The organism is Streptomyces hygroscopicus subsp. hygroscopicus (genome assembly GCF_030269125.1).
GTDB classification, from domain to species: domain Bacteria; phylum Actinomycetota; class Actinomycetes; order Streptomycetales; family Streptomycetaceae; genus Streptomyces; species Streptomyces hygroscopicus_C.
The window spans coordinates 217809-233215 of the sequence record NZ_BSSM01000002.1; the positions used below are offsets into that span (position 1 = coordinate 217809).

At 72.7% G+C, this 15407-nt stretch carries 13 protein-coding genes and 1 tRNA gene; 6 read left to right on the plus strand and 8 right to left on the minus strand.

Annotated elements, in window-relative coordinates:
* Nucleotides 1-2 precede the first annotated feature (2 nt).
* Together QSK45_RS05455 and QSK45_RS05460 are read left to right on the plus strand one after the other, a co-directional pair.
* Nucleotides 3-929: an ABC transporter ATP-binding protein gene (locus QSK45_RS05455; RefSeq protein WP_285553770.1), complete on the plus strand. Its 927-nt coding sequence runs from the start codon at nucleotides 3-5 to the stop codon at nucleotides 927-929.
* A complete protein-coding gene (locus QSK45_RS05460; RefSeq protein ID WP_285553772.1) occupies nucleotides 926-1642 on the plus strand; it encodes an ABC transporter ATP-binding protein in 717 nt (238 codons plus the stop codon). The genes QSK45_RS05455 and QSK45_RS05460 overlap by 4 nt, the downstream gene beginning before the upstream one ends.
* Nucleotides 1643-1709: 67 nt before the next feature.
* On the opposite strand, the gene QSK45_RS05465 is transcribed toward QSK45_RS05460, so the two are convergent.
* A complete protein-coding gene (locus tag QSK45_RS05465; protein ID WP_285553774.1) occupies nucleotides 1710-2363 on the minus strand; it encodes an ANTAR domain-containing response regulator in 654 nt (217 codons plus the stop codon).
* Nucleotides 2364-2463: 100 nt separating this feature from the next.
* Here QSK45_RS05465 and QSK45_RS05470 point away from each other — a divergent pair.
* A tRNA-Leu gene (locus QSK45_RS05470) sits at nucleotides 2464-2538 on the plus strand.
* A gap of 96 nt (nucleotides 2539-2634) precedes the next feature.
* On the opposite strand, the gene pyk is transcribed toward QSK45_RS05470, so the two are convergent.
* The 3 genes from pyk to QSK45_RS05485 form a co-directional block, all read right to left on the minus strand.
* Nucleotides 2635-4074: a pyruvate kinase gene (gene pyk / locus QSK45_RS05475; protein ID WP_285553776.1), complete on the minus strand. Its 1440-nt coding sequence runs from the start codon at nucleotides 4072-4074 to the stop codon at nucleotides 2635-2637.
* Nucleotides 4075-4215: 141 nt separating this feature from the next.
* Complete coding sequence (locus QSK45_RS05480) at nucleotides 4216-5667, minus strand: lysine N(6)-hydroxylase/L-ornithine N(5)-oxygenase family protein (RefSeq protein ID WP_285553777.1); 1452 nt, start codon at nucleotides 5665-5667, stop codon at nucleotides 4216-4218.
* A complete protein-coding gene (locus QSK45_RS05485; protein WP_285553778.1) occupies nucleotides 5664-7022 on the minus strand; it encodes a pyridoxal phosphate-dependent decarboxylase family protein in 1359 nt (452 codons plus the stop codon). Before QSK45_RS05485 ends, QSK45_RS05480 begins: the two co-directional genes overlap by 4 nt.
* Before the next feature lie 165 nt (nucleotides 7023-7187).
* Here QSK45_RS05485 and QSK45_RS05490 point away from each other — a divergent pair, with 165 nt between their 5' ends.
* Entirely contained in the window at nucleotides 7188-7745 is a 558-nt protein-coding gene (locus QSK45_RS05490; protein ID WP_285553779.1) for a GNAT family N-acetyltransferase, read from the plus strand.
* A gap of 763 nt (nucleotides 7746-8508) precedes the next feature.
* Here QSK45_RS05490 and QSK45_RS05495 read toward each other — a convergent pair.
* From QSK45_RS05495 to QSK45_RS05505, 3 genes are all read right to left on the minus strand, one after another.
* Nucleotides 8509-9333 (minus strand): SDR family oxidoreductase, encoded by an 825-nt coding sequence (locus tag QSK45_RS05495; protein ID WP_285553781.1) that lies wholly within the window; start codon nucleotides 9331-9333, stop codon nucleotides 8509-8511.
* A 113-nt stretch (nucleotides 9334-9446) separates the two neighbouring features.
* Nucleotides 9447-11939 (minus strand): aminopeptidase N, encoded by a 2493-nt coding sequence (gene pepN, locus QSK45_RS05500; protein WP_285553783.1) that lies wholly within the window; start codon nucleotides 11937-11939, stop codon nucleotides 9447-9449.
* 96 nt (nucleotides 11940-12035) lie between these two features.
* Nucleotides 12036-12368, minus strand: a complete 333-nt coding sequence (locus QSK45_RS05505; protein ID WP_285553785.1) for a chorismate mutase — start codon at nucleotides 12366-12368, stop codon at nucleotides 12036-12038.
* Nucleotides 12369-12917: 549 nt separating this feature from the next.
* On the opposite strand from QSK45_RS05505, the gene QSK45_RS05510 reads away from it, so the two are divergent.
* Nucleotides 12918-13799 (plus strand): hypothetical protein, encoded by an 882-nt coding sequence (locus QSK45_RS05510; RefSeq protein ID WP_285553787.1) that lies wholly within the window; start codon nucleotides 12918-12920, stop codon nucleotides 13797-13799.
* Here the strand turns inward: QSK45_RS05510 and QSK45_RS05515 are convergent.
* On the minus strand, nucleotides 13693-14304 hold the full coding sequence (locus QSK45_RS05515) for a VWA domain-containing protein (RefSeq protein WP_285553789.1): 612 nt from the start codon (nucleotides 14302-14304) through the stop codon (nucleotides 13693-13695). The genes QSK45_RS05510 and QSK45_RS05515 overlap by 107 nt on opposite strands.
* Before the next feature lie 149 nt (nucleotides 14305-14453).
* On the opposite strand from QSK45_RS05515, the gene QSK45_RS05520 reads away from it, so the two are divergent.
* Nucleotides 14454-15320, plus strand: a complete 867-nt coding sequence (locus QSK45_RS05520) for a rhomboid family intramembrane serine protease (RefSeq protein ID WP_285553791.1) — start codon at nucleotides 14454-14456, stop codon at nucleotides 15318-15320.
* Nucleotides 15321-15407 lie beyond the last annotated feature (87 nt).

Sequence of the window (15407 nt, forward strand, 5' to 3'; positions counted from 1 at the left end):
CCATGACGACACCTGTACTCGAAGCCCGTGACGTCACCATGCGGTTCGGCGGTCTGACCGCCGTACGGTCCGTGGACTTCACGGTGAACAGCGGCGAGATCGTCGGCCTGATCGGGCCGAACGGCGCCGGCAAGACCACCTTCTTCAACTGCCTCACCGGGCTGTACGTCCCCACCGAGGGCACCGTCGCCTACCAGGGCAAGGTGCTGCCGCCCAAGCCGCACCTGGTGACGCAGGCGGGCATCGCCCGTACCTTCCAGAACATCCGGCTCTTCGCCAACATGACCGTGCTGGAGAACGTCCTCGTGGGCCGCCACACGCGGACCAAGGAGGGCCTGTGGTCGGCGCTGCTGCGCGGGCCCGGCTTCCGCAAGGCCGAACGCGACTCCGAGGCGCGGGCGATGGAACTCCTGGAGTTCGTCGGCCTCGCGGGCAAGCGCGAGCACCTGGCGCGCAACCTGCCCTACGGCGAGCAGCGCAAGCTGGAGATCGCGCGGGCGCTGGCCAGCGAGCCCGGCCTGCTGCTCCTGGACGAGCCGACGGCGGGCATGAACCCGCAGGAGACCCGGGCCACCGAGGAACTGGTCTTCGCCATCCGGGACAAGGGCATCGCCGTCCTCGTCATCGAGCACGACATGCGGTTCATCTTCAACCTGTGCGACCGCGTCGCGGTTCTCGTCCAGGGCGAGAAGCTGATCGAGGGCACCTCCGAGGTCGTCCAGGCCGACGAGCGGGTCGTCGCCGCCTACCTGGGCGAACCCTTCGAGGGCGAGCCGGGCGCGGCGGAGGCCGCGGAGGTCGAGGCGGCGGAGGCCGGGGCGACCCGGGCCGAGGGGCGGGAAACGGCGGAGGCCGAGGCCGAGAGGCCGGAAACGGCGGAGGCCGAGGCGGCCGGGTCCGCCGACAGCACGGAGGGAGAGGCCCAGTGACCGCACTGCTGGAGGTCGAGGACCTCAGGGTCGCCTACGGCAAGATCGAGGCCGTCAAGGGCATCTCGTTCAGCGTCGAGGCCGGCCAGGTCGTGACCCTCATCGGCACCAACGGCGCCGGCAAGACGACCACGCTGCGCACCCTGTCCGGGCTGCTCAAGCCGGTCGGCGGCAAGATCCTGTTCGACGGCAAGCCGCTCAGCGGGGTACCGGCGCACAAGATCGTCGCGCTGGGGCTCGCCCACTCCCCCGAGGGCCGGCACATCTTCCCGCGCCTGAGCATCGCGGAGAACCTCCAGCTCGGTGCCTTCCTGCGCAAGGACAAGGACGGCATCGAGCAGGACATCCAGCGCGCCTACGACCTCTTCCCCATCCTGGGCGAGCGGCGCAAGCAGGCCGCGGGCACCCTCTCGGGCGGCGAGCAGCAGATGCTGGCCATGGGCAGGGCGCTGATGTCCCGGCCCAAGCTGCTGATGCTGGACGAGCCGTCCATGGGTCTGTCGCCGATCATGATGCAGAAGATCATGGCGACGATCGCCGAGCTGAAGTCCCAGGGCACCACCATCCTGCTGGTCGAGCAGAACGCCCAGGCGGCGCTCTCGCTCGCCGACCAGGGGCACGTGATGGAGGTCGGCTCGATCGTGCTGTCCGGCAGCGGACAGGACCTGCTGCACGACGAGTCGGTGCGCAAGGCGTACCTGGGCGAGGACTGACACCCGTACGGCACAGGCCCGCGCCCTCCTCGACGGAGGGCGCGGGCCTGTGCCGTGGGCGGGGTGCTCAGCCGTTCCTGGCGGCCTTCTTCTCCTCGTTGTCCGCGATCACGGCCTCGGCGACCTGCTGCATCGACATGCGGCGGTCCATGGAGGTCTTCTGGATCCAGCGGAAGGCGGCCGGCTCGGTCAGGCCGTACTCGGTCTGCAGGATGGACTTGGCGCGGTCGACCAGCTTGCGGGTCTCCAGGCGCTGGGTGAGGTCGGCGACCTCCTGCTCCAGCTGCCTCAACTCGGTGAAGCGGGAGACGGCCATCTCGATCGCCGGCACCACGTCGCTCTTGCTGAACGGCTTGACCAGGTACGCCATCGCGCCGGCGTCCCGGGCGCGCTCCACCAGGTCGCGCTGGGAGAAGGCGGTGAGCATCAGGACCGGGGCGATGGACTCCTCGGCGATCTTCTCGGCCGCGGAGATGCCGTCCAGCTTGGGCATCTTCACGTCCAGGATGACCAGGTCCGGCCGGTGCTCGCGGGCCAGCTCGATCGCCTGCTCGCCGTCGCCGGCCTCGCCGACGACGGTGTAGCCCTCCTCCTCCAGCATCTCCTTGAGGTCGAGGCGGATCAGGGCCTCGTCCTCGGCGATGACGACGCGGGTCGTCAGGGGAGGCACGTGCGACTTCTCCTCGTCGGCGTCTACGGGCTGGGGCGACTCGGCGGTCACGGGGGCTCCTCGTTCGATGCAGGGGTACTGCTGACAAGAGCCTACCTAGCTACGGTATGGTGGACGCGCGGAGGGTCGGGGGAAACCTTGGATTCTGCGAGCCCCGGTAGCCCAATTGGCAGCAGGCAACGGATTCAAAACCCGTACAGTGTCGGTTCGAGTCCGACCCGGGGCACCTTTTCCTTGTTTTCCATGGTCACCGGGTTTCCTTGATCACCGGTTTGTGCGGGCCCCTTCGCGAAGGGGCCCTTTTCTCGTACTCGGCCCCGGTTCAGCCCTCCGGGTCGTCGTTCTCGCCGATGCGGTGGACGCGGACCATGTTGGTGGAGCCGGAGACCCCGGGCGGGGAGCCGGCCGTGATCACCACGACATCGCCCTTCTGGCAGCGGCCGTAACGCAGCAGCAGCTCGTCCACCTGGTCGACCATGGCGTCGGTGGAGTCGACGTGCGGGCCGAGGAAGGTCTCGGTGCCCCAGGTGAGGCTGAGCTGGGAGCGGGTGGCCGGCTCGGGGGTGAAGGCGAGCAGCGGGATCGGCGGACGGTAGCGGGACAGCCGGCGGGCGGTGTCGCCGGACTGGGTGAAGGCCACGAGGAACCTGGCGCCGAGGAAGTCGCCCATCTCGGCGGCGGCCCGCGCGACCGCGCCGCCCTGGGTGCGCGGCTTGTTCCGCTCGGTCAGCGGCGGCAGCCCCTTGGCCAGCATGTCCTCCTCAGCCGCCGCGACGATCTTCGCCATGGTGCGCACGGTCTCGACCGGGTACTTGCCGACGCTGGTCTCGCCGGAGAGCATCACCGCGTCGGTGCCGTCGAGGACGGCGTTGGCCACGTCGGAGGCCTCGGCCCGGGTGGGGCGGGCGTTGTCGATCATGGAGTCGAGCATCTGGGTGGCGACGATGACCGGCTTGGCGTTGCGCCGGGCGAGCTTGATGGCACGCTTCTGGACGATCGGCACCTGCTCCAGCGGCATCTCCACGCCGAGGTCGCCGCGCGCGACCATCAGCCCGTCGAAGGCGGCCACGATGTCGTCCAGGTTCGCGACCGCCTGCGGCTTCTCGATCTTGGCGATCACCGGGAGGCGGCGGCCCTCCTCGGCCATGATGCGGTGCACCACGCGGGCGTCGTCGCCGCTGCGCACGAAGGAGAGGGCGACGATGTCGAACCCGGTGTGCAGCGCCCAGCGCAGGTCCTCCTCGTCCTTCTCGGACAGGGCGGGCACGGAGACGGCGACGCCGGGCAGGTTGAGGCCCTTGTGGTCGGAGACCATGCCGCCCTCGACCACCCGGGTGCGCACCCGGGGGCCGTCGACGGCGGTGACCTCCAGGCAGACCCGGCCGTCGTCCACCAGGACGCGTTCGCCGGGGGTGACGTCCTCGGCGAGCCCCGCGTAGGTGGTGCCGCACCGGTGGCGGTCGCCCGCGACGCCGTCCTCGACGGTGATGGTGAACTCGTCGCCGCGTTCAAGCAGTACGGGTCCTTCGGCGAAACGGCCGAGGCGGATCTTCGGACCTTGAAGGTCGGCGAGGATTCCGACGCTGCGGCCGGATTCGTCGGCAGCCTTGCGCACGCGCTGGTAACGCTCCTCGTGTTCGGCGCGGGTGCCGTGGCTGAGGTTGAACCGGGCGATGTCCATTCCCGCCTCGACCAGTGCCTTGATCTGGTCGTACGAGTCGGTGGCGGGCCCCAATGTACAAACGATCTTTGCTCGGCGCATGGTTCGAGCCTAGGGCTTACCCGCCGGTAGAGATTCCGGGCCGCATGACCACTCAACAACCTTTGTGTGAAGCCTTATTGACAAGTGTTGAATTGTGCGGATGGCCGCTCCTATGAGCGAATGCGGCGGCACGAAAGGCCCTCACCTTTCGTCGACGAGAGGGGTGAGCTGTTTGGTGGCGTGCCGGGCCCCCGGGACGGCGGATCGGGGTTCGCGCAGTCCGAAGGTGGTGAAGGCCGTACGGGTCGGCAGGGGGTACGACTCCTTTCCGGTCAGCGAGTTGAGAATGGCGGCGCCGCGCCAGGCGGCGAGGCCGAGGTCGGGGGCGCCGACGCCGTGGGTGTGCAGTTCGGCGTTCTGGACGTAGACCGAGCCCTTGACCGACGGGTCGAGGACCAGCCGGAAGTCCGCGTCGACGCGCGGGCGGTCGCCCGCGTCGCGGCGCACATGGGGGTCGAGCCCGGCGAGCAGCCGGCCGAGGGGGCGCTGGTGGTAGCCGGTGGCGAGCACGACGGCGTCGGTGGCGAGCCGGGAGCGGCTGTTCTCCTCCAGGTGCTCCAGATGGAGTTCGATCTTGCTGTTGGCGATCCGGCCGGCGGTGCGGACCCGCACGCCCGGCGTGAGGACGGCGTCGGGCCAACCGCCGTTCACGGTCCGCCGGTAGAGCTCGTCGTGGATGGCGGCGAGGGTGTCGGCGTCGACGGCCTTGTGCAGCTGCCACTGGGCGCCGACCAGCCGGTCGCGGACGGGTTCGGCGAGGGCGTGGAAGTAGCGCGTGTAGTCGGGGGTGAAGTGCTCCAGGCCGAGCTTGGAGTACTCCATCGGCGAGAACGCGGGGCTGCGGCCGATCCAGTGCAGCCGCTCCTCGCCGACCGGGCGGCGGCGCAGCAGGTCGAGGAAGATCTCGGCGCCGGACTGTCCGGAGCCGACGACGGTGATGTGCCCGGCGGCGAGGAGGGTGTCGCGGTGCGCGAGGTAGTCGGCGGCGTGCACGACGGGCAGGCCCTCGGCGTCGACCATGGGCTTGAGCGGGTCCGGCACATGGGGGACGGTGCCGACGCCGAGGACGACGTTGCGGGTGTAGGCGCGGCCGAGGGCGTCGGCCTCGCCGTCGGCGTCGAGCTGGGTGAAGTCGACCTCGAACAGCTCGCGTTCGGGGTTCCAGCGGACGGCGTCGACCTGGTGGCCGAAGCGCAGTCCGGGCAGGCTGCGGGCGACCCAGCGGCAGTAGGCGTCGTACTCGGCGCGCTCGATGTGGAAGCGCTCGGCGAAGTAGAAGGGGAACAGTCGTTCGCGGGTTCTGAGGTAGTTGAGGAAGCTCCAGGGGCTGGTGGGGTCGGCGAGGGTCACCAGGTCGGCGAGGAAGGGCACCTGGATGGTGGAGCCCTCGATGAGCAGGCCGGGGTGCCAGCTGAAGCCGGGCCGCTGTTCGTAGAAGACGGCGTCGAGTCCGGGCAGCGGCTGGGCGAGGGCGGCGAGGGAGAGGTTGCAGGGGCCGATGCCGATGCCGACCAGGTCGCGGGGGGCGTCGGGGTCGCGGCGCGGGAGGAGCGTGGTGCGGGGGGCCGTCTGCGGAGCCGGGTGGGGGGTCATCGGGGGGTGCTTCCTTCGACGAGTTTCAACAGGTGGGCCAGGTCGTCCGGCCGGGTGTGGGGGTTGAGGAGGGTGGCCTTGAGCCAGAGGCGGCCGTCGAGCCGGGCGCGGCCGAGGACGGCCCGGCCCTCGCGCAGCAGTTCCCGGCGGACGCCGGCCACGGCGGCGTCGGTCGCCTCGGCGGGGCGGAACAGGACCGTGCTGATGACGGGGGCGTCGTACAGCTCGAAGCCGGGGTGCGCCTCGACGCGGGCGGCGAACTCGCGGGCCAGGTCGCAGACCTGGTCGACCAGGGCGCCGAGGCCGCGGCGGCCGAGGGTCTTCAGGGTGACCGCGGTCTTGAGGATGTCGGGGCGGCGGGTGGTGCGCGGGGAACGGGCGAGCAGGTCGGGGTAGCCGGCCTCGGTGTCGTCGTCGGCGTTCAGATAGTCGGCGCGGTGGTGGAGTGCGGCGAGTTCGCCCGGGTCCGCCACGGCGAGCAGGCCGGCGGCGACCGGTTGCCAGCCGAGTTTGTGCAGGTCGAGGGTGACCGTGTGGGCGGCGTCGAGTCCGGCGAGCCTGCCGCGGTGCCGGTCGCTGAAGAGCAGCCCGCCCCCGTAGGCGGCGTCGATGTGCAGCCGGGCGCCATGGGCTTCGCACAGGGCGGCGATCTCGGGCAGCGGGTCGATGAGTCCGGCGTCGGTGGTGCCGGCGGTGGCGGCGACCAGCAGGGGACCGGAAAGGGTGGTGAGGGCGTCGTCGAGGGCGGCCGGGTCGAGGGTGCCGCGGGGGGCCGGGACGAGCACCGGGTCGGGCAGTCCCAGCAGCCAGGCGGCGCGGGCGAGCGAGTGGTGGGCGGCCGCGCCGCAGACCAGCCGGACGTTGCCGCCCCGTGCCTCGCGGGCGAGCAGCAGGGCGAGTTGGTTGGACTCGGTGCCGCCGGTGGTGACCAGGGCGTCGGCCAGTCCGGCCGCCCGCGCGAGCGCCCGCGTGACGACGGCCTCCAGGGCGGTGGCGCCGGGGGCCTGGTCCCAGGAGTCGAGGGAGGGGTTGAGGGCGCTGACCGCGAGGTCGGCGGCGGTGGCCACGGCGAGGGGCGGGCAGTGCAGATGGCCCGCGCACAGCGGGTCGGCGGGGTCGGCGGCGCCCTCGGCGAGGAGCCGTACGAGAAGGCGCAGGGCGTCCGGGTCGCCCTCGTCCGGCAGTACGTCCCCGAGCGCGTCGGTGACCTGCCGGGCGGTGGCCTCGGGTCCGCCGGCGGGCAGCGGGCCGCCGCGCGCCTTCCGGCCTTCCGCCAGCGCGTCCAGCACCGTGTCGAGGAGCGGGCGGAGGGCGTCGGGGCCGTGCGGGCCCGAGGCGAGGGACTGGGTGGGCATGGGCTGGCCTCCGCTCTCGGGGCTGCTCGGGAGCGCGCCGCGTGGGCTCCGGACGGGAAGAGGGGCGTGTGTCCCTCACCTCCAACGAGCAAAGCCCGGACGCGGGTACTGCCGTGCGGGGAAAACTTGTTGGAGCGGGAGGTGGCCGCCGCTAACGTCGGCCGGATGGTGGACGCGTGGACGATCGAGGTGCCCGGCGAACGGGTGCTGGTGCGTGAGCCGGCCCCGGCGGACGAGGCGCCGCTGATCCGGCTGTTCGAGGAGAGCGAGGACTGGTTCGTGGCGGCCACGGGGCTGCCGTCGGCGCCGGGCGACGTGCAGAGCCTGTGGTACGCCCTGCCCGAGGGCGCGCACCCCGACGACAAGGTGCTGCTGGTGCTGGAGCGGGACGGGGTGGTCGCGGGCGTGGTGGACGCGGTGCGCAACCATCCGGAGCCGGGCGCGGTGGCCGTCGGCCTGTTCCTGCTGGCTCCCTGGGCCCGGGGCCGGGGCCTCGGCCGCGCCCTGGCCGAGACCCTGCTGGCGCGGGCCGGGGACCCGCCCCTGGTGACGGCGACGGTCCCGCCCGGCTGGCGGCCCGGCGAGCGCTTCCTGGAACGGCTCGGCTTCACCCTTTCCCCGGAGCCCCGCCCGACCAGCGCCAATCGCCGACCGGGCCCACGGGAGGGCGGAGTACGGCGGGCGGAGCTGCGGCGGGGTGGGGGTCGTGGGGTGGGGGCGTGAGGCGGGGGTCCTGAGACAGGGGTCTTGAGGCGGCGGTCCTGAGACAGGCGACCTGAGGCGGGGGCCCTGAGGCGGGGATAGGGGCCGGGGCCGTGGGCACGGCAGGGAGGCGGGCCGTGGCCCCGGCCGGGTCCGGGACCGGTGCGCACGGCCGCGCGCGCCCGAGCGGCCCTTGACCGGGGCGGGACCACGGCACGGGGGCGGGGTGACGGCACGGGGGCGGGACCGGTTGACCGGGGCGGGACCACGGCACGAGGACGCGACCACGGCACGAGGACGGCCCACGGCACGAGGGCGGGGCGACAGCACGCGCGCATGGACCGGTAGCGGGACCACGCCACGAGGGCGGGACCGGTGGGTCAGGACGCGACCACGGCACAAGGGCGGGGCGACAGCACGCGCGCACGGACCGGTTGACCAGAGCGGGACCACGCCACGAGGGCGGGACCGGTTGACCCGGACGCGACCACCACACAAGGGCGAGACCGGTTGACTGGGGCGGGACGACGGCACGGGGGCGGGGCTGCCGCCCGGGGCAGGCCCGCCCTGGGGTCCGGTCGGGGACCGGTGCCCGAGCGCGCTCGGTCGAGCGGCGCGCCGCGATTCGGGGCGCCAGGCCGTGCTCGGGCCGAAGCTGCGATGCACGGGACGTGGGCGGGGCGGTCGGGGGCGGCCGTCCGGCGGCCTCATGCGCGGCTGAACCCCCCGCGCGGCTGCCCCCCTCGGGCCCGGGAGTTTCCCCGCCAGGCCCGAGGTCCGCTCCCTAGGCCCCGAAATCCGCCGCGTGGTCCCGGGCCCACCGGGTGAAGGCGCGGGCCGGGGTGCCGGTGATCTCCTCGACCGTGGTGGTGATCTCCGGGGGTGCGCCGATGGTGTCCTCGAAGGTCTTGAGCAGGCTTTCGAGCATCCGCGGGTCCAGGTGCGGGAACAGCTCCGGACCGGCCTTGTCTGGGTCGATCTCCACGAAGGTCAGGTCCCGGCCGACGGCGGCGCCGATCGCCGCGACCTGGTCGGCGTTGGTGGTCGCCTCCGGGCCGGTCAGCCGGTGCACGGCGCCCTCGTGGCCCTCGTCCAGGAGAACGCGCTCGGCGACCGCCGCGATGTCGTCCTCGTGGATCGGCGCGGACACCGCGTCGGCGTACACGCCCCGGACGGTGTCCCCGGCTCGGATCTGCGGCGCCCACTGGAGGGCGTTGGTGGCGAACCCGTTGGGCCGCAGGAAGGTCCAGGCCAGCCCGCTGTCCCGGATCAGCCGCTCGGCGTCGGCGTGCAGGACGTGGAGGGGGTGGGTCTCGTCGGCGCCCTCTCGGACGATGCCGCTGGAGAGCAGGACGGCGTGCCGGACGCCGGACGCGCGGGCCGCCGCCAGCAGGGGCGCCGTGACCGCCTGCGCGTACAGGAAGAGCCCGGTCGCCCCGTCGAACAGGCCGGCGGGGTCGTCGGCCCGGAAGCGCGCCACCTCGGCCCGTTCGGGCAGGGCGGCGCGCTCCGGGTCGCGGGTCAGCGCGCGAACCGGCCGGCCCGCGGCGAGGAGTCGGTCCACCAGGGCACGGCCCACGTTGCCGGTCGCGCCGGTCACTGCGATCACGATGGTTGCCTCCCGGCTCGGCTGTTCACTCTCGGACCACCGAGCCTAGGGGGGTGCCCCGGGGCGCCGCATCGTCGTTGAGGACCAGCCGCGCCCTAGGTCGTCGGACCTACTTACCGCTGTGCCTCTTCCTCGCGGGCCCGCAGGGCACGGCCCAGGTCGTCCAGGCGGTCGGCCAGGGCGCGGCGCAGGGAGGGGATGAGGTCCTCGCGGTCCAGGCAGGCTTCGCCCAGGCGCACGTGCTCGGCGTCGACTGCGTGGGCGGGGAAGCACCAGCGGCCGGCGGCGGCGGCGATGGCGGGGCCGCGGCGGGCGGCGAGCGGAACCACGTCCTCGTAGAAACGCGGCACGTACTCCCGTACCAGATCGGCCTGTTCGGGCTGCCAGAAGCCGTGGGCCGTGGCCGTGAACAGGTAGTTGGACAGGTCGTCGCCGGTGAACATCGCCTCCCAGGCCGCGCGCTTGGCCTCCGGGTCGGGCAGGGCGGCGCGGCAGCGGGCGGCGCCCTCCTGGCCGGTGGCGCTGGGGTCGCGGGCCAGCTCGGCGGCGATGGCGGCCTCGTCGGTGGCGCCGAGCACGGCGAGCCGGGCGAGGATGCGCCAGCGCAGGTCGGGGTCGAGCTCGGGGCCGCCGGGCACGGTGCCGTCGGCGAGCCATGCGGCGATGGTGTCCGGGTGCGCGGCCACGCTGATCAGGTGGCGGACGGCGATCAGCCGCAGGCCGGGGTGGTCGCCGTCCTCGGTGCGGCGCAGCAGGTCGCGGCAGAGGGCGGTGAGCGTGCCGAGCGCGGCCGGGCGCTCCTCGGCGGGGAGGTACTGGTCGGCGATCTGCCCGGAGGCGAAGACCAGCACGCCCTGCACGATGGCGAGGTCGGTCTCGCGCGGCAGGTGGGCGCGGGCGGTCTCCAGGTAGGCGGCGGGCGCGAGTTCGCCGTCGCGCACCGCGTCCCGCAGGGAGTTCCACACGATCGCGCGGGTGAGCGGCTCGGGCAGCCCGGACAGGCCGCCGCGGACTGTCTCGAAGGACTCCGTGTCGAAGCGGACCTTGGCGTAGGTGAGGTCCCCGTCGTTCAGCAGGAGGAGGGCGGGGCGCTTGCCGATGGGGCGCGGGGCGTCCTGCGGGACGTCGAGTTCGGGGCGCTCGCGCAGGACCAGCCGGCCCTCGTCGGCGACGTCGTGGTCGTACAGCCCGGCGATGATGCGGTGCGGGCGGCTGCCCTCGCGGTCGACCGTCAGCGTGCAGGTGCCGTCGGCGGTCTCGATCACGGGCGTGAGGGTGTCGACGCCGGTGGTGCGCAGCCAGCTGTCGGCCCACGCGCGCACGTCGCGGTCGGTGACGGAGGCGAGGGAGTCGAGGAAGTCGGCGAGGGTCGCGTTGGCGAACTTGTGCCGGGCGAAGTGGGTGTTGATGCCCGCGAGGAAGTCCTTCTCACCCAGCCAGGCGGCCAGTTGGCGCAGCGCGGAGGCACCCTTGGCGTACGAGATGCCGTCGAAGTTCAGCATGGCGGAGGCCGCGTCCTCCACGCCCTCGGGGGCGACCGGGTGGGTGGTGGGGCGCTGGTCCGCCTCGTACCCCCACGCCTTGCGGGTGACGCCGAACTCGGTCCAGGGGTCGGTGAAGCGGGTGGCCTCCGCGGTGGTCTGGTAGCCCATGTACTCGGCGAAGGACTCGTTCAGCCAGATGTCGTCCCACCACTTGAGGGTGACCAGGTCACCGAACCACATGTGGGCCATCTCGTGCGCGATGACCATGGCGCGCAGCTGGCGCTCGGTGTCGGTGACGGCGGAGCGGTAGACGAACTCGTCGCGGAAGGTGACCAGGCCCGGGTTCTCCATGGCGCCCGCGTTGAACTCGGGCACGAACGCCTGGTCGTAGGAGTCGAAGGGGTACGGCTCCTCGAACTTCTCGTGGTAACGGTCGTAGCACGCGCGCGTGACCTCGAAGATCTCCTCGGTGTCGACGTCGAGGTAGGGCGCGAGCGAGCGGCGGCAGTGGATGCCGAAGGGCAGCCCGCGGTGCTCGACGCGCACCGAGTGCCAGGGACCGGCGGCGACGGCGACCAGATAGGTGGAGATCGGCGGGGTGGGGGCGGCCCGCCAGACGCCGTCGGAGCCGCGCTCGGTGATGCCGTTGGCGAGCACGGTCCATTCCTCGGGCGCCTTGACCGAGACCTCGAAGACGGCCTTCAGGTCGGGCTGGTCGAAGGCGGGGAAGACGCGCTGGACGTCGTCCATGGCGAGCTGCGTGTAGAGGTAGGTCTCGCCGTCGGCCGGGTCGGTGAAGCGGTGCATGCCCTCGCCGGTGCGCGAGTAGCGCATGGACGCGTCGACGCGCAGTTCGTGCTCGCCCGCGGTGAGGTCCTTCAGCGACAGCCGGTCCTCGTGCAGCGACCGCGGGTCCAGGGGCTGTCCGTCGAGGGTGACGGAGCGCAGCTCGGCGGGCTTCACCTCGAGGAACGTGTCCCCGTCGGACCGCGCGGTGAACCGGATCACCGTACGGGAGTCGAAGGTCTCGTCCCCGGTGGTGAGGTCCAGTTCGACCGTGTAGCGGTGGACATCGAGGAGCTGAGCTCGGAGCTGCGCTTCATCGCGCGTGAGTACGGACATACACGCCATGCTGCCTGATGGGACTGACAGCGCACAGAGGAGGAGCGTTACACGACTATTATCCGAGCCGCCCTTTTCCTTCCCCTTGTTCGGAATTCAGTTCCCGTTGGTGTCCTCGGCGATGCGTTCGTGGTGCCTGATCACCTCGGCGATGATGAAGTTCAGGAACTTCTCGGCGAACGCGGGATCGAGCTTGGCGCTCTCGGCGAGCCGGCGCAGCCGCTCGATCTGGCGGGCCTCGCGGGCCGGGTCGGCGGGCGGCAGTTGGTGGACGGCCTTGAGCCGGCCGACCTGCTGGGTGGCCTTGAAGCGTTCGGCGAGCATGTGGACGACGGCCGCGTCGATGTTGTCGATGCTGTCGCGCAGCCGCTCCAGTTCCTGGCGGACCGCGGGGTCCACGTCACCCGTGCCGGTGTTGCTGGTGGTCATGGGTGCCCACCCTATGTGGTCGGCGGGGTGGACTCATGTGGTGTCCGAGGGGTGGATCGTCGGGGATTGCTCGGGATGGTCGACGTGGTCGGGACGGCCCGGGTGGAGGGCGTCGGCCGGACGGCCGGCGTCGGCCGGGTGATGGGCGTCCGATGATCGGCGTCGGGTGATCGGCGTCGGCCGGACGGTCCCGGCGGGGCGCCGGGGGCTCGACGGAATCGGCCGCCTGCGGAAGTCCCCGGACGGGGATCGGGGAGGGGCGCCGTCGCCGGCCGGTGGGGCCCCAGCGGTCGCTGTACGTTCCCGGGCCGGTGCCGCGGGAGGGTGCGAACGAGGTGCGGGTGCTGGAGACGGAGGGCGCGGGGGCGGTCTGGTGGCGCGGTTGTCGCCGGGATGAGGTGCGCGTGCGCGTGATCCGGGGGGCCGTGGCGGCGCTGCCGGTGGTGGGGGCGGGGCTGCGGACAGCGGCGGCGCGGGTCGCGGAGGGTGGCGGGGCATACCCTGGAGGGGCGGTCGTTGAGGCTCATCGGGGGCTTTGGGGGTGCCGGCGTGGCGAACGGCGGACCGGTGGAGCACGGGTTCCCGCACCTGGAGACGGTGCGGGCGGCGATCACCGCGCTGTACCGGCGGCTGTCGCCGACCACCGTGCGGACGTTCTCGGCCAGCGTGGCCCCGGCGGACGTCGCGTTCTGCGACACCGACGACCTGCATCTCGGGGCGCAGCGGGTGGCCCGTGAGATGGTGCGGCACTTCCGGTTGCCGGACGCGCGGCTGATCGTCGGCTTCCGGGAGATGACCCACGCGGCGAACATCGAACTGGCGGCGGGACCCGAGTACTTCGTGGAGCTGAACGACCGCTTCCGCACCCACCGCGAGGACATCGGCGCGGCGCTCGCGCACGAGGTGGCGCACGTGTACCTGCACCGGCTGGACCTCGCGCTCCCCACGACGGCGCAGAACGAGATCCTCACCGACACGGTGACGACGTACCTGGGCGCCGGGTGGCTGCTGCTGGACGCCTACCGGGAGGACCGGGTCTCCTCGCAGAAGCTGGGCTATCTCACCCCGGAGGAGTTCGGGTACGTCCTCGCCAAACGGGCCCTGCTCTTCCAGGAGGATCCCTCGATCTGGTTCACCAGTCCGCAGGCGTACACCGCCTACACCAAGGGGCTGGCCCGCGCCCGCCGCGACACCCAGCAGCCCCCGCTGACCGGCGCCGGCTGGACGGGCCGCCACCGCTACGCCCACGACCGCCGCCACGGCTCCTCCCTGCCGCCGGGCACCCCCTACGCCTTCGCCCCCGACCCCTCCGGCCGCCTCCACGTCACCTTCCCCTGCCCGACCTGCCACCAACGGATCCGGGTGCCGGTACGGGGGCGGGTCCGGGCGCGGTGCGGACTGTGCGGGGCGGTGCTGGAGTGCGACACGTGACGCCCCGGCCTTCGCCCACCCGCCGGTCCCTCGGCGGGCACCGGTACCGGCGGGGCGTCGGCCTGGCCCTGCTCGACCGTACGGTCGCCCACGTCCGCCGGCGCGCCCGGTCCGGGGTGCCCGTCGGCTCCTTCCAGGCGGCCGGTCCGGTCCTGCCCGTGTGGCCGAGCCCGGCGACGATCCGCTCGACGCCGCCTTCGTGGCGGTCGAGGGCGATGTCGGTGACGGCGTCGGTGACGGCGTCGATGTCCGTGGAGAAGAAGACCACCGGTACCCGGCCGTCGTCGTCCAGGTGCGCGGACAGCCCCAGCACCCGGTCGGCGAGCGCCTGGACGCTGCCGTCCTGGTGGTACGGCCGCATCGAGCCGGAGTGGTCGAGGACGAGGTGGACGGCGGCCCGCAGCCCGTCCAGTCGGTGTTCGCGCAGGCTGACCCCGGCCGAGCGGTAGGCGTCGACGAGCGCGGGCGCGGTCTCCTCGATCTTGCGCAGGCTGATCGCGGCCATGGCCCCCTGCGGCTGTCCGAGGGGCCGAGGCTACGCGATCACGCGCACCGGGCGTCGCGTCCGTCCCACCGGTTCGCTATTTTGTTCGCTGCCGCCCCACCGGCTCGTTCCGATCCCCTTTCGTTCATCCCTTTTCGAGGAGCCGGCCTGTGGCCGCCGAGTCCGTCGTGACCACCTGTTTCCGTCATCCGCAGGTGGAGTCGTACGTCCGCTGCACCCGCTGCGACCGCTTCATCTGCCCGTCCTGCATGCGGGAGGCGGCCGTCGGGCACCAGTGCGTGGAGTGCGTGAAGGAGGGCGCCCGTTCGATCCGGCAGGCGCGGACCGTGTTCGGGGGTCGGATCGCCGCGGTTCCGCTGGTGACCTACGTGCTGCTCGGGCTGAACGTGGTGGCCTATCTGGTGGAGCTGGCCCGGCCGTCGTTCGAGTACCGCTTCGCGATGCTGGGCACCACGCCCGCCGGCTATGTCCCGGAGGGGGTCGCGCACGGGGAGTGGTACCGGCTGCTGACCGGTGCGTTCCTCCATCTCACGCCCGGCGAGGGCACGTTCGGGATCACGCACATCCTGTTCAACATGGTGGCGCTGTGGAACATCGGCCGGGTCGTGGAGACCCAGCTTGGCCGGCTGCGCTACCTCGCCCTGTACCTGCTGTCGGCCCTCGGGGGCTCCGTGCTGGAGCTGCTGCTGGTCCCGGAGTCGTACACCGTCGGCGCCTCCGGCGCGATCTTCGGCCTCGGCGCCGCCTACTGGGTCATGGGCCGCCGCCTCGGCCACGACATGCGCGAGGTCAACCGGTACATGGCGGGACTGCTGCTGTGGCTGGTGATCTCCGCGGGGCTGACCTCCTGGCAGGGCCACCTCGGCGGGCTGCTCGCGGGCGCCGTCGTGACGCTGGCGTACGCCTACGCGCCCCGCGACGAGCGGCGTGCCCTGGTGCAGGCGGGTGTGTGCGTGGCCCTGCTGGCCCTGCTGATCGCCCTCACGTGGATGAAGGCGACCTCGCTGACCGCCTGAGCCGGCCGGGCCGCGCGCCCGGCGGGGCCCGGCGCGCGGAAGAAAGCGGAAGAAAGCGGAAGAAAGTCGACGGCGCCTGCCCGGTCG

Excerpts from the sequence above, each read along its gene's own strand:
- QSK45_RS05485 (WP_285553778.1), bottom strand. The coding sequence starts at position 7,022 with ATGCCCACCCAGTCCCTCGCCTCGGGCCCGCACGGCCCCGACGCCCTC.
- QSK45_RS05515 (WP_285553789.1), bottom strand. The coding sequence starts at position 14,304 with ATGGCCGCGATCAGCCTGCGCAAGATCGAGGAGACCGCGCCCGCGCTC.
- QSK45_RS05455 (WP_285553770.1), top strand. The coding sequence starts at position 3 with ATGACGACACCTGTACTCGAAGCCCGTGACGTCACCATGCGGTTCGGC.
- QSK45_RS05480 (WP_285553777.1), bottom strand. The coding sequence starts at position 5,667 with ATGACCCCCCACCCGGCTCCGCAGACGGCCCCCCGCACCACGCTCCTC.
- QSK45_RS05490 (WP_285553779.1), top strand. The coding sequence starts at position 7,188 with ATGGTGGACGCGTGGACGATCGAGGTGCCCGGCGAACGGGTGCTGGTG.
- pepN (WP_285553783.1), bottom strand. The coding sequence starts at position 11,939 with ATGTCCGTACTCACGCGCGATGAAGCGCAGCTCCGAGCTCAGCTCCTC.
- QSK45_RS05505 (WP_285553785.1), bottom strand. The coding sequence starts at position 12,368 with ATGACCACCAGCAACACCGGCACGGGTGACGTGGACCCCGCGGTCCGC.
- pyk (WP_285553776.1), bottom strand. The coding sequence starts at position 4,074 with ATGCGCCGAGCAAAGATCGTTTGTACATTGGGGCCCGCCACCGACTCG.